The organism is Serratia sp. PL7 (genome assembly GCF_945957435.1).
Map to the genome: position 1 here is coordinate 87,153 of NZ_CAMFLB010000002.1, position 13,098 is coordinate 100,250.

The window sequence follows — 13,098 nt, forward strand, 5'->3', positions numbered from 1 at the left end:
TGCAAAACCACATAAACAGGTCTATTGTCCCGCCTTCCCTGGCGGACTGCAAATTAAGACAAAGCCTCCAGCGCAGTAAATAGAGCCAGGGCCGCCGGGGTCAACCCAGTCATATGCATGCAAGCGTGCACCATCCCAGGCAAACGCTGGCAATTTACGTTAACGCCGGCATCTTGTAATCTCTGTGCATAGCGTTCACCTTCATCCCGCAGCGGATCGTATTCGCACACCAGGATCGTCGCTGGTGGTAAACCTGTCAGCGTTGGCGCATACCAAGGAGAAGCGTAAGGCTCCCGAGAGTCGGTATCCTGCCCAAGGTAGTTTGCCCAGCACCAACCCATGATCTCCTGCGTCAAGTAGTAACCTTCACCATAAGCGGCAAAGCTTGGCGTCGCCATCCCACTATCCAATGCAGGGTAAAGCAGGTATTGATGTTCTACTGTTGGCCCTGACCGATCTCTAGCCATCAGAGCGGCCGCTGCCGCCAGGTTCCCTCCCGCACTATCCCCGCCAAGCGCAATTCGCAGAGGGTCAATGCCGATGTGCGCTGCTTCTTCCGAGGCCCAACATAGCACCTGATAAACGTCATGCAACGGCGTCGGGAAAGGATATTCCGGTGCCAGGCGATAGTCGACAGACAGGATCACTCGCCCAGTGGCATTGGCCAACGCGCGGCAAGGCTCATCGTAAACGTCAAGCGAGCCCAGACACCATCCGCCGCCGTGTGCGAACACCATCGCCGGAAGCGGCATATTCTCCAGTGCATTTAGGGGAATATAACCGCGCACGGGAATAGTTTGCCCACCGTCAACCAGGATATGGAACTCAATTATTTTCTGGACGGGCTGGGGTGCACCCTGCAAGCGCTGTAACTCAACTGCCGTCTGCGCACGTAGCTCCTCCAATGAGGATGGTGCGGGCGCATCGTCCTGTTGTTGTAAAAATAGCGCGATCTGCTTATCCAACGGCATGGGCTTTACCCTCCTGTAAAAAAGGCAGGATCAGGGCGATAAATTCCTCATGGCACTCCTCGGTAATGAAATGCCCACAGCCAGGCACCACCTCCCCTTGGAGTTGACGAGCCTTGCCCTGCAAGGTAAGGAATGGCGCATCGCGGGTAGCATGCTCTGCGCCAATCGTCATTACTGGCATCGTTAGGGGCGTTTTAGCCCGTTGTTGGTTTTGTCGAATGGTCTCCGGTATGGCCCGATAATAATCAAAACCGGCCCGCAAGCTACCAGGCACCGAGTAAGCCGCGATATAGGTTTCTGCGGCAACTCGATCGCGTCGGTAAGACCAGCGGTGGAAAATGTACCCCAGATACTCAGCCTCTCGGCCGGTGGTCAAGGCTTCGGGCAGGTCGGTTAGCTGGTTAAACATAAAATGCCACAGGAAGATGTTGTCCTCGGCGGGAACAAAGATCGGCGGTGCCTCTGCCAAGCCGGGGATCACCGCTTCGGTCAGCACCAGTCTGCTAACCGCATGAGGGTAATCGCTTGCCAACGCATAACCCAACCACATGCCAATATCATGGCCGATCACCGCATAGCGCTGATGTCCCAGTTGCGCCATGACCTGATGGAGTTTTTCGGCAACGCTGCCGGTGTCATAACCGCCGAGGGGTTTGTCCGAGTCTCCTATACCAGGAGGATCTACAGCAATAGCCTGAAAGCCTGCATTAGCTAACGCCTGCATAACGTAACGCCAGGTGTACCAGGTTTGTGGCCAGCCAGGGATCAGCAGCACCGGTTGCCCACTTCCGGCGATGGCGCAGTGAATACGGTGGCCGTTGATTTTAATATAGATGTGTTCGGCCTCGAGCCCATTGGATAATGGCCCGTGAGTCAGCATAGTCATAAGGTGCTCCGGAGGTTAGCGAATGCCCAGCAAGGCGTTGATTTGTTGTTGGTTGACCGGCGCACCGGCAAAGTCATCGAACACTTTATCCGTGACAGGAATAATATGGTTGCGGATAAACGCGGCTCCTTCTTCGGCCCCGGTTTGCGGATGCTTCAGGCAGCATTCCCATTCGAGCGTGGCCCAACCGGCATAATCGTACTGCGTCAGCTTGGAGAAGATGCCTTTAAAGTCCACCTGCCCATCCCCTAATGAACGGAACCGCCCAGCCCGATCCGCCCAGGACTGATAGCCGCCATAAATCCCCTGCCGACCACTTGGATTGAACTCCGCGTCCTTAACGTGAAACATACGGATATAATCTTTATAGATATCAATAAATTCCAGATAGTTGAGCTGTTGCAACACGAAATGGCTGGGATCGAACAGCATTTGGCAGCGTGGATGAGCCGCAACGCGCTGATGGAACATTTCAAAGGTAATGCCATCATGCAGATCTTCGCTGGGGTGGATCTCATAACACAGGTTGATGCCCTGCTCATCACAGGCGTCGAGCACGGGTAACCACCGTTTGGCCAGCTCATCGAAGGCCGTTTCAATCAGCCCTGCAGGCCGTTGCGGAAATGGAAACAGATAGGGCCAAGCCAACGAACCGGAGAAGGTGCCCATTTCAGTCAGGCCTAAGCGTGCAGAAGCTTTTGCCGCCAGCAGCAGGTTTTCTTTGGCCCAAAGCGTTCGCCCTTGCGGATCGCCACGCAGCCCCTCCGGTACAAAGCTATCGCATAGCGCATCGTAGGCTGGATGCACCGCCATCAGTTGCCCGAAAATATGCGTGGTCAATTCGCTGACCACCAGACCGTGCTGCGCCAGCATGCCAGTGATGTCATCGCAATAACTTTGACTTTCCGCCGCCGTTTTCACATCAAACAAACGGCTATCCCACGCAGGGATCTGCAAAGCTTTAAAGCCGGTCTCTTTTGCCCAGGCGGCAATCGTCGGCAGGCTGTTGAACGGAGGAGCTGCATCACTACATTGGGCAAGGTGCAGGCTGGGGCCTTTGATCGTTTTCATCGTCCTTCCTATTGTTTGTCGATTGACAAACAATAGGCTTAAATCCAATTATCGGCAAGAGGATTTTGAAATTCGTTGGCGTTATCCGCCATTTAAGCGATCCTGTAGCCCGCAGCAAAATCACCGGAGAAGATGACGATGGCAGGCAGACCCAGAGAGTTCGACCGTGAACAGGCCCTATTGCAAGCACGGAACCTTTTTTGGAGACAGGGATTTGAAGGCACCTCGATGTCCGACCTGGTGGCCGAACTGGGCATTGCCTCGGCGCGGATCTACAAGGCCTTTGGTTCGAAAGAGCTATTGTTTCGTGAAGCAATAGCACACTACGAAGCCCACGAAGGCGGCTTTGCCGAGCGTGCGTTCGAAGAAAAAGCCAGTGTGCGTGAAGCCATCAAACAGATGCTGAACGACGCGGTTGCCCTCTACAGCCACGGTGAACTTCCCCAAGGATGCATGGTGGTTTCATCTGCGGTCAGCGTCAGTGAAGAAAATCAGGGCGTCAGGCGCTGGTTGATGGAACACCGCCAACAGCGCACCCAAGGCATTATCGACAGATTACAGGCTGCGATTCAGGCTGGTGAACTGCCCGCCAACACCGATGCAGAGAGCCTTGGCGATTATTTTGCGGCGTTCCTGCATGGCTTGTCCGTTCAGGCTCGGGATGGCGTGAGCCGTGCCCGGCTGGAAAAAGCGGTGAATGTCGCCCTTACTATGCTCGATCGGTCTCCGGCGTAAACGCCTTACCCACACTTTTATTGTGACAAGGTTAAAAAATATTCAACAAACCGGTTGAGTATTGACGTTGACGTTCTATATTTAACCATATGGTTAAATTATCTTCCTCACCGCTGGACGCCATTTTCCACGCACTGGCCGACCCGACAAGGCGCGCCATCTTGCGCACATTGGCCGAAGGCGAACACAGCATCGGTGAATTGGCTGCGCCGTTCGAGATGTCGTTTGCCGGAGCTTCCAAGCATATCAAAGCGCTGGAGCTTGCCGGGCTGGTGCAACGCACCGTGCAGGGAAGAAACCATATCTGCCGGCTCGCTCCCGAGCCAATGGTGCAGGCCATGCAGTGGCTGCAAACCTACGAACATTTCTGGAATGAGCGGCTGGACGCGCTAGAACAAGCGCTGTTGCAGGCCGACTCGCATCCTCCGACGGAGTGAACCCATGAACGACTACGGTATGATTATTGAAACCGGTACGCTGCGGATCCAGCGGCTGCTGCCCGGCCCGCTCAAACGCGTCTGGGCCTACCTGATCGAATCCGATAAACGTGCCAGCTGGCTGGCCGCCGGTGAGATGCCCATGCAGGTCGGGGCCAAGATCGAGCTACTGTTCTGCAATGCCGATTTGGCCGGCGAGGATGAAAAACCGCCGGCAAAATACAAATCCTGCGCCGGTAAAATCGCCCAAATGGGTCATATCACCTGCATTCTGCCACCGCGCCTGGTGAGCTTTACCTGGGCAGAAACAGGGGAAGCCCGCCCTTCTGAAGTCACTATTGAACTGACCGAGCAAGAGGATAAGGTGCTGTTGACTCTTACCCATCGCCGCCTGGCCAACCGCGATACCCTGCTCAGCGTTGCCAGCGGCTGGCATACTCATCTGGATCTGCTGGCCGATCGCCTGTTGGAGCGGACACCAAGCCCATTCTGGGCCTCAATGAGCCGGTTGGAAGACGAGTACCGGGCCAAACTGTAAGCCAGCGGGATGAGGATCGCGGTTCTCATCCCCGTTACCGCTTAAAACTGGAAGATGAGAATTTAAAACTCCGACCTGGTGACTGGCGTATAATGCGTTGCACCAATATGATGCCCTTGAAACATGGAGTTACGATGCGTCAACGTATTATTGTTTGCCCGTTAATTGAAAACGATAACGCCTATCTGCTGTGCAAAATGGCGGCCCATAAAGGGGTGTTCCCCGGTCAATGGGCGCTATCCGGCGGCGGGACCGAGCCAGGGGAAACCATCGAGCAGGCGTTGCGTCGTGAAGTAAGTGAAGAACTGGGTAGTGATTTGGTGCTGGACCGCATTCAACCCTGGACGTTTCGCGATGACGTACGGGTAAAGACCTACGAAGACGGCAGCAAAGAGCAAATCTATATGATTTACCTGATTTTTGATTGCCATGCCGCCAACCGCACCATCACGCTTAATGATGAGTTTGAAGACTATGCCTGGGTGCGGAAGGAAGAACTGGCCAGCTACGATCTGAACGAAGCGACCCGATTCACGTTGCGCCAGCGTGGGTTGTTGGAGTAGTGATGCCCCTCACCCTAACCCTCTCCCACAGGGAGAGGGAACCGATCGAGTTCGTTGAATGTCTTGAGTAAAACCGTGCCTTTCTTGTTTTTATTCCCTATTTTCCGAAGCAGTACAACCCCATCAAAAAAGCCGTGCAGCTCCCTCACCCTACGGGAACCGATCGAGTTCGTTGATTGTCTTGAGTAAAACCGTGCCTTTCTTGTTTTTATTCCCTACTTTCCGAAGCAGCACAACCTCATCAAAAAAACCGTACAGCTCCCTCATCCTACGGGAGAGGGTTGGGGTGAGGGGCAATCGAGGACGGATTAGCCTGCAATTGCCCCGGTTCTTCAAATCCCCCCTAACCCGATAAACAGCCCGGCAATGGTGGCGCTCATCAGGTTGGACAGCGTCGCCGCCAACAGCGCCCGGAACCCTAACTGGGCAATTTCCGAGGCCCTTTCCGGCACCACCGCACTGAATGCCCCCACTACCACGGCAATCGAGCCAAAATTGGCAAAACCGCACAGTGCGAACGAAATCACCGCGATGGTTTTCGGATCGAGTAACATCGCGCTTTCTTTCAGGTAAGGAGAGAAGCTGAGGTAGGCAACAAACTCGTTAATTGCCAGTTTCTGGCCAATCAATCCCCCTGCCAGATCGGCATGTTCCCAGCTCACGCCCATGATGTAGGCTAACGGAGCAAACAGATAGCCCAGCAGGCTTTGCAGGCTGACGCTTTCAACACCAAACAGGCCACCCACGCCGCCGATAATGCCGTTGATCAACGCGATCAGCGCGACGAAGGCCATCACTACCGTGGCAACCCCCACCGCAATTTTCAGCCCCAACATCGCACCGTTAGCCGCCGCTTCGATAATGCTGGCGGGCCGTTTATCACTGAATGACATTTCGCTGAACTCAACGCGGGAAGGCTCCGTCGCCGGGCTGAGCAAACGGGCAAACAGGATCCCCCCAGGGATAGCCATCAGCGAGGCCGCCAGCAGATACTCGATGGGGACGCCCAAACCGGCATAACCAACCAGCATCGAACCGGCAATCGAGGCCATGCCGCTACAGATCACCGTGAACAGTTCATTGCGGTTCATGTTTTTAACAAACGGCTTCAACACCGCAGGCAGCTCATTTTGCCCCAGGAAAATGGTGGTGACGGCGGCAAAGGACTCCACCTTGCTGATATTCATAAGCCGCTGGAAGACATAGCCAAGGATATTGATCACCCACTTCATCACCCCAAGATAATATAAAATAGAAATCAACGAGGTGATAAAAATGATGGCGGGTAGCACGTGAAAAGCGAACACAAAACCTGCACCATCGAAAAGCTCATTCATTTTCGGCCCAACCAGGCCGCCAAAAATAAATGCGCTCCCCGCATCGCTGTACGAAATCACACGATTGACACCACTGGCAATGGCGTTAATTAACCATTTGCCTGCGGGGACATATAGCATAATAGCGCCAAGCAATACCTGAAGTAACAATGCCGCACCGACCGTGCGCACACTTATTTTTCTTTTATTGACGGAAAACACAAAGCCGATTAATAACAGGATCGACATACCTGCAAGACTGCGCAACAACTCCATAAGGCCCCCTTCTATTTTGTTTATTTCCTTCTTTACTCGGCAAACGGCAATAGCCTGCCGCCTGCCGAGGCAGAAGTGTTTTATCAAGGACAAACGTAGAGTGCTAATTTAAGCGTTAAGCGCAATTTAGCTGATAATGACCCGCGATCTTGGCTGCCAACTCGGCATTATTAAACACCAGCTGAATATTGGCCTGCAGACTATCGCCGCCGGTCAATTCAGCGACTCTGGCTAGCAGGAATGGCGTACTCTCCTTGCCGGACACACCCTGCTCCACGGACTCCTGAACAGCCTGCTCAATGGCCTGGTTGATCTTCTCTTCAGACATGGCGTACTGCTCTGGAATAGGGTTGGCGATCACCATCCCGCCCTGCAAGCCAGCAGCCCATTTGGCGGCCATTGCCCGCGCGATTTCCTGCGGCGTATCCAGGCGCACGCTAACGGAATAAGGGCTGGTACGGCTGAAGAATGCGGGCAGACTATCGGTGCCATACCCCACCAGAGGCACGCCATGGGTTTCCAGGTATTCGGTGGTCAAACCGAGATCCAGGATCGATTTGGCACCGGCACAAATCACCGCCACGTTGGTTTGTGCCAATTCCTGTAAATCAGCCGAAATATCAAACGTCTGCTGTGCACCGCGGTGCACACCGCCAATCCCGCCGGTGGCGAATACGCTGATCCCGGCCAGTTCGGCAATGATCATGGTAGAAGCCACGGTGGTTGCGCCGTTTTTGCCACTGGCAATCACAAACGGCAAATCGCGACGGCTCACTTTGGCGACCCGGTGCCCTTCGCGGCCCAACGTTTCTATCTCATCATGGGATAGCCCCGCCTTCATCCGCCCATTGATCACCGCAATGGTCGCTGGCACCGCCCCGTTGGCACGGATCTTTTCCTCTACCTGTAAGGCGGTTTCAACGTTCTGCGGGTAAGGCATGCCGTGGGAAATAATCGTCGACTCCAACGCCACCACCGGCCGATTTTCGGCCAGTGCAAGCGCCACTTCAAGCGCGATATCCAGATATTGATGAGTGATTAGGCTATTTTGCATGATTGTAATTCCAGAAGTTTTTGAACGCTGCCTTGCGACAGATTCGGGTTATTGGTGAACTCAGAGGCCAGGGTCATTGCCGAACAGCCCTGGGCAAAACGGATACTGTGATCGAGTGGGAAATCCTCCAGCCAGCAACTCACCAGCCCCGCCATCATGGCATCCCCGGCTCCAGTGACATTGACGACCTGAGTCGGCAGCGGTGCCGACCAACCGTGCTGGCCGTCCACTTCGCTGAAATACACGCCGTGGCTACCCATACTCAGCGCTAAACGCTGCACGCCTTGCTGGTGGAACCATTGGGCGACTGCCGGTGCATCGCTCGCCTGGGATATTTTCATCCCACTGAGAATTTCTGCCTCAATCCGATTTGGCTTCAACGTATGGATATGCGAGAGCCAGTTTTTGATTTTTGGCGCTTTAAAAGCGGAAACCGTATCGACAAATACCGGTACATTACCGGCATTGCTAAATAACCAGGCCAGCGCGTCTTCGGTCAGGTTGCAGTCCAGCACCAAGACACCACTGTGCTGAATTAAATCCTTGGAATGAGATAACAGCGCCGGGGTCAATTTTTCCAGGATGCGCATATCGTTGATGGCGACCAGCATTTCGCCATTGCCATCCAGCAGCGAAACGTAGGTCGAAGTATTTTCACCATGCAACCGATGGCAATTATCCACGTTGACGCCCGCCAGTTTTGCCTGTTCCAATAGTGTCGTGCCGTAGAAATCGTCACCAACCACGGAAACCAGATGGCATTCGGCACCTAATAACGCAATATTCTGCGATATATTTCGGCCAACGCCTCCCGGGGTACACTTTATTTTCCCTGGGTTGGAGTCTTCATAAACCAGCTGCGTATTGGCATAACCACAAACATCCATATTGACCGAACCAACGGTGACCACATAGCGGTGTTCGGAGAGAATATAGCCTTTACCTTTAATATAACCTTTATTCATCAAATTCATGATGTGGCCTGCCACACCAGAACGGCTAATACCTAGAATATCGGCGATTTCGTGTTGTTGAATCAACGGGTCCCGCCGAAGGAGTTGCAGTATCTGTTTTTCCCGGTTGGTCATAATTAACACTTGTTTGTTTTTGAACAGGTGTTTGTTTTAAATCGGAACCCGACAACAGTAAAGCGGCAACTATCGGAGTTGAGATTATGATCGTAACTTGTCGTCACGCCGTTTTCAGTGGTTAATCTGTGACATTAATCATATTAACCCAGACTGAAAACGGCATTTCTTATGGTTTTTATACGAGGGAAAAATTTTGTGCTGAAGATAAACTCATTAAAACAATGGGATGGATTTTGGGATTATTTACACCAACACGTGTTGGTAACCCTGTTAATTACAAGGATTAATCTCACTACGGTTAATTTCGGTTACATAGAAAAACGATCGGCCTCACACAATTCTCTTTCTTGGCATTGTTATAACCCTCCGAGAGCAGTTCCTGCTCTCGGAGAGTGCTAAACAATAGTTACTTATCCTTCAGCCCGCGGTTGATCAACATTGGTTCAATGCTCGGCTCCTGCCCACGCCATTTAACGTACAGCTTTTCCAGATCCTGGCTGTTGCCCTGTGACAACACCTGCTCGCGGAAACGCTGGCCATTCTCTGCCGTTAACCCGCCGTTATCGCTGAACCACTGGAAGGCGTCATCTGCCAACATCTCCGTCCACAGATAGGCGTAATAACCGGCGGCATAGCCGTTGCCCCAGATATGCTGGAAATAGCTGGAGCGATAGCGCGGTGGCACATAGCTGAGGTCGATCTTGTCCTGGCGCAGTGATGCGGCCTCAAACTTGTCCACGTCCTGCTGCGGCTGATCGGCACCGAGCATGTGCCAATGCATATCCAGCAGCGCGGCGGCCAACAGTTCGGTCATGGCGTAGCCCTTGTTGAACTTGTCGGCCTTGTTGATTTTATCGACCAACACCTGCGGCATCGCCTCACCCGTTTGATAATGCTTGGCAAAGTGGGCAAATACCTGCGGATCGCTGACCCAGTGCTCGTTAAACTGCGACGGGAACTCGACAAAATCGCGGGCAGTGTTGGTGCCCGACAGGCTTGGGTATTGCTGATCGGCAAACATGCCGTGCAGCGCATGGCCAAACTCGTGGAACATGGTGATCACGTCGTCATAAGAGAGCAATGCAGGTTGGCCCGCTGCGGGTTTGGTGAAGTTGGAGACGTTGTAAATCACCGGTTTGGTGCCGTTGAGTTTGGACTGTTCAACGAAGTTGCTCATCCAGGCGCCACCGCCCTTGTTATCACGCTTAAAGAAATCGGTGTAGAACAGCGCCAGAGACTGGCCGTCTTTATCAAATACCTCGTATACCCGCACGTCCGGATGATAAACCGGGATATCTTTACGTTCTTTAAAGCTGATGCCGTACAGCAAATTGGCGGCATAGAATACGCCGTTATGCAGCACGTTGCTCATCTCAAAGTAAGGCTTAATCTGTGACTCATCCAGATCGTACTTCTCTTTACGCACCTGCTCGGCATAGAACTGCCAATCCCAGGCGGCCAGCTTGAAACCGCCGTTTTGCCGATCGATCACTGCCTGAATATCTTTGGCCTCGCGCTCTGCCCGGGCCGTGGCGGCAGGCACGATATCACGCATAAACGCCAACGCCGCATCCGGGGTTTTCGCCATCTGATTTTGCAACTTCCAGGCGGCATAGTTCGGGAAGCCCAGCAGTTTGGCCTGCTCGGCACGCACTTTAGCTAACCGCGCCAGAGTTTGGCGGGTATCGTTAGAGTCATTTTTTTCTGCACGATTGATCGACGCTTCGAACAACTTTTGGCGAGTATCGCGATCTTGCAGGCTTTGCAAATCAGGCTGTTGCGTGGTGTTTTGCAACACCAACAGCCATTGCTTATCCAGTTTACGTTCGCTGGCTGCCTGCGCTGCTGCCGCCAACTCGCCCTCTGAAAGCCCGACCAGCAGGGTTTTATCACCGATCGCCAACGCGCCATTTTTGCTGGCGGCCAATAATTTATTGGTGAACTGGGTGCTCAGCGTCGCCGCTTCCTGGTTCAACGCTTTCAGTTGGGTTTTATCCGCGTCAGAAAGATTGGCCCCGGCCAGCACATAGTTCTTGTAGGTAACCTCTACCAGCCGCAGGGACTCGGTGTCCAAGTTGAGGCTGTCACGCCGATCGTAAATCGCCTTGATGCGCGCAAACAGTTTGCTGTTCAGCATGATGGCATCATTTAACGCCGCCAGCGTCGGTGAGGTTTCTTCATCCAGCTTTTGCAGCGCGTCGCTGGTGTTGGCGGAGGTCATCGCGCCGAACACGTTCATGGTGCGCGTCAACAGTGCGCCACTTTTTTCCAGCGCCACGAAGGTATTGTCGAACGTAGGCTCAGCCGGGTTATTGGCGATTTTTTCGACTTCTGTCAGTTTCTGCTGGATACCGGCGGCAATGGCCGGGGCATAATCGCTTTCGCTGATGACATCAAAACGCGGGGCCTGGAATGGTAACTGACTGGCGGTAAAGAACGGGTTTTGTCCCTGCTTATCCTGTTTAACTTCTCCGGCCACTTTCGCCTCCTTTGTCTGGGTATTGGTTTCTGCCAGCGCGGGCGTGCTTAATGCAACGCCGATCGCCAGTATCAGGGTGGATAAACGCATCAAATCGAAACTCCTCCATGTCTTAATGTAGGGACGCTGCGTCCAATTGGATAGAAGCTGTAAATTCAGCAACATAGCCTAGCTTAGGCTCAGATGGTCGTTTGAGCAAAAATAACTGGAAATTTCTCAACAGGCTAGCGGCTGTATACTGCGGGGGAGAACAAAGAAAAAACGCGGCCAGAAGGCCGCGTTATCGTAAGCTGACTTATTTCTCTGTCATCAGAACTGATAAACCAGACCGACAGCAACCACGTCGTCAGTATTAATACCGGCCGATTTGGTGAAGTCGTTTTCATCCAACAGGTTGATTTTATAATCCACATAGGTGGACATGTTTTTGTTGAGGTAATAGGTCGCACCCAAGTCAACAAACTTGACCAGGTTTTCACTGCCGTAGGTATGACCGTTAGCAGCCTGCCCCAGGTTCTTGCCGTTGGTTTGGTTATAACCCACAAATGGGCGCAGACCGAAATCAAACAGATAATGTGCATAGGCCTCAAAGCTTTGCGCTTTATTAGCGTAGCCATACGCGTCGCTGTTTGAACTGCCGAAGCGCGCTGCATTATAGGACTGGGTAAACATGACGGCCACATAGGTATTGCTGTCGTCATATTTCAGGCCGCCTGAATAGCCTTCCGCATTGTCACCACGCCCCATGATACCACTATATGCACCACCGCCATTTTGCTCGCTGGTACGTTTGGAATTAAAGAAGGCTCCCGCTGCGCTAATACCGTAGCCAATATCATAGTTCACCGACATACCATAACCATCACCGTTCTGACCCAGAACGTTGCGACCATTGTTAGTCTCTTCAGGACTGCCGTTTTTACCCTGATACTGCAGAGCAAAATGCAGACCATCAACCAGGCCAAAGAAGTTATTGTTTCGATAGGTCGCCAAACCGTTTGAACGTTGGAACATGAACTGGTCGGCACCATAGGTGGAACCGTCAAATTCTGGCTGCATGTCGGTATAAGCCGCTACGTCATACAGGACACCGTTGTTACGGCCATAGTCGAATGAGCCATAATCAACGACTTTCAACCCTGCGAAACCATAACGTGTGAAGGCATTGTTTTCGCTTTCCGGAGTGTTAACGTTGACCTGGTATTCCCACGTACCATAGCCGGTAAGTTGGTCGTTAATCTGCGTTTCACCACGGAGCCCCATACGTATGTATGACTGGTCGCCATCAACGCTATTGTTATCAGAGAAATAGTGAAGACCATCGACTAAACCGTACAAATCCAGTTTATTACCGTCTTTGTTGTAGATTTCAGCGGCCCCTGCGGTGCCAGCCATCAGCAAAGCAGGAACCATCAGAGAGAGTACTCGAAGTTTCATCTTGATTGTCCTCTATTATTATGTCGTGCTATAGCCACTGCTGTTACGAGCATGATTAGCTCGTGGGTGTATTACCGTTTTAATGGCGGTAATGATATTAATTTATACCGGGATTACTTTAATGCAAGCTGGAGCGGTTGTTTTTTAATTGCGAGGGAGTGTTTCAAGCTGACATACGGGATAAAGGCCCCCTCATGCGGATTATGTCAGGATAAAAAACATAATTGATGCAATAGGTTGGGGT

General features: G+C 52.6%; 12 protein-coding genes. 4 read left to right on the plus strand and 8 right to left on the minus strand.

Features of this window, described 5'->3' with window-relative positions; all coding sequences use genetic code 11:
* Positions 1-53: 53 nt before the first annotated feature.
* The 3 genes from N6G83_RS14815 to N6G83_RS14825 are packed head-to-tail and all read right to left on the minus strand — an operon-like array spanning position 54 to position 2,928.
* Positions 54-971, minus strand: a complete 918-nt coding sequence (locus N6G83_RS14815) for an alpha/beta hydrolase (RefSeq protein ID WP_211136630.1) — start codon at positions 969-971, stop codon at positions 54-56.
* The gene (locus tag N6G83_RS14820) at positions 958-1,857 is read right to left on the minus strand and encodes an alpha/beta fold hydrolase (protein ID WP_211136629.1); all 900 of its coding nucleotides are present in this window, start codon (positions 1,855-1,857) and stop codon (positions 958-960) included. The genes N6G83_RS14815 and N6G83_RS14820 overlap by 14 nt, the downstream gene beginning before the upstream one ends.
* A 15-nt stretch (positions 1,858-1,872) precedes the next feature.
* The gene (locus N6G83_RS14825) at positions 1,873-2,928 is read right to left on the minus strand and encodes a sugar phosphate isomerase/epimerase family protein (protein WP_211136628.1); all 1,056 of its coding nucleotides are present in this window, start codon (positions 2,926-2,928) and stop codon (positions 1,873-1,875) included.
* Positions 2,929-3,066: 138 nt separating this feature from the next.
* Between N6G83_RS14825 and N6G83_RS14830 the strand changes: the two genes are divergently transcribed.
* The 4 genes from N6G83_RS14830 to nudI all read left to right on the plus strand — a co-directional run bounded on the left by N6G83_RS14830 (position 3,067) and on the right by nudI (position 5,201).
* Entirely contained in the window at positions 3,067-3,663 is a 597-nt protein-coding gene (locus N6G83_RS14830) for a TetR/AcrR family transcriptional regulator (protein ID WP_199063090.1), read from the plus strand.
* 89 nt (positions 3,664-3,752) lie between these two features.
* On the plus strand, positions 3,753-4,100 hold the full coding sequence (locus N6G83_RS14835) for an ArsR/SmtB family transcription factor (RefSeq protein ID WP_021178010.1): 348 nt from the start codon (positions 3,753-3,755) through the stop codon (positions 4,098-4,100).
* 4 nt (positions 4,101-4,104) lie between these two features.
* Positions 4,105-4,638, plus strand: a complete 534-nt coding sequence (locus N6G83_RS14840) for an SRPBCC family protein (protein WP_024531294.1) — start codon at positions 4,105-4,107, stop codon at positions 4,636-4,638.
* Positions 4,639-4,772: 134 nt separating this feature from the next.
* Positions 4,773-5,201 (plus strand): nucleoside triphosphatase NudI, encoded by a 429-nt coding sequence (gene nudI, locus N6G83_RS14845; protein ID WP_024531293.1) that lies wholly within the window; start codon positions 4,773-4,775, stop codon positions 5,199-5,201.
* Between the two features lie 332 nt (positions 5,202-5,533).
* Here the strand turns inward: nudI and N6G83_RS14850 are convergent, their stop codons facing one another.
* From N6G83_RS14850 to ompC, 5 genes are all read right to left on the minus strand, one after another.
* The gene (locus N6G83_RS14850) at positions 5,534-6,793 is read right to left on the minus strand and encodes a NupC/NupG family nucleoside CNT transporter (protein WP_074031429.1); all 1,260 of its coding nucleotides are present in this window, start codon (positions 6,791-6,793) and stop codon (positions 5,534-5,536) included.
* Positions 6,794-6,908: 115 nt separating this feature from the next.
* A complete protein-coding gene (locus tag N6G83_RS14855; protein WP_211136383.1) occupies positions 6,909-7,847 on the minus strand; it encodes a pseudouridine-5'-phosphate glycosidase in 939 nt (312 codons plus the stop codon).
* Positions 7,832-8,935, minus strand: a complete 1,104-nt coding sequence (locus N6G83_RS14860; protein ID WP_098931179.1) for a PfkB family carbohydrate kinase — start codon at positions 8,933-8,935, stop codon at positions 7,832-7,834. Before N6G83_RS14860 ends, N6G83_RS14855 begins: the two co-directional genes overlap by 16 nt.
* 409 nt (positions 8,936-9,344) lie before the next feature.
* Complete coding sequence (gene dcp / locus N6G83_RS14865) at positions 9,345-11,507, minus strand: peptidyl-dipeptidase Dcp (protein ID WP_211136382.1); 2,163 nt, start codon at positions 11,505-11,507, stop codon at positions 9,345-9,347.
* Between the two features lie 219 nt (positions 11,508-11,726).
* Positions 11,727-12,854, minus strand: a complete 1,128-nt coding sequence (gene ompC / locus N6G83_RS14870) for a porin OmpC (protein ID WP_024530490.1) — start codon at positions 12,852-12,854, stop codon at positions 11,727-11,729.
* Positions 12,855-13,098 lie beyond the last annotated feature (244 nt).

Excerpts from the sequence above, each read along its gene's own strand:
- N6G83_RS14815 (WP_211136630.1), bottom strand. The coding sequence starts at position 971 with ATGCCGTTGGATAAGCAGATCGCGCTATTTTTACAACAACAGGACGAT.
- N6G83_RS14820 (WP_211136629.1), bottom strand. The coding sequence starts at position 1,857 with ATGACTATGCTGACTCACGGGCCATTATCCAATGGGCTCGAGGCCGAA.
- N6G83_RS14825 (WP_211136628.1), bottom strand. The coding sequence starts at position 2,928 with ATGAAAACGATCAAAGGCCCCAGCCTGCACCTTGCCCAATGTAGTGAT.
- N6G83_RS14830 (WP_199063090.1), top strand. The coding sequence starts at position 3,067 with ATGGCAGGCAGACCCAGAGAGTTCGACCGTGAACAGGCCCTATTGCAA.
- N6G83_RS14835 (WP_021178010.1), top strand. The coding sequence starts at position 3,753 with ATGGTTAAATTATCTTCCTCACCGCTGGACGCCATTTTCCACGCACTG.
- N6G83_RS14840 (WP_024531294.1), top strand. The coding sequence starts at position 4,105 with ATGAACGACTACGGTATGATTATTGAAACCGGTACGCTGCGGATCCAG.
- nudI (WP_024531293.1), top strand. The coding sequence starts at position 4,773 with ATGCGTCAACGTATTATTGTTTGCCCGTTAATTGAAAACGATAACGCC.
- N6G83_RS14850 (WP_074031429.1), bottom strand. The coding sequence starts at position 6,793 with ATGGAGTTGTTGCGCAGTCTTGCAGGTATGTCGATCCTGTTATTAATC.
- N6G83_RS14855 (WP_211136383.1), bottom strand. The coding sequence starts at position 7,847 with ATGCAAAATAGCCTAATCACTCATCAATATCTGGATATCGCGCTTGAA.
- N6G83_RS14860 (WP_098931179.1), bottom strand. The coding sequence starts at position 8,935 with ATGACCAACCGGGAAAAACAGATACTGCAACTCCTTCGGCGGGACCCG.
- dcp (WP_211136382.1), bottom strand. The coding sequence starts at position 11,507 with ATGCGTTTATCCACCCTGATACTGGCGATCGGCGTTGCATTAAGCACG.
- ompC (WP_024530490.1), bottom strand. The coding sequence starts at position 12,854 with ATGAAACTTCGAGTACTCTCTCTGATGGTTCCTGCTTTGCTGATGGCT.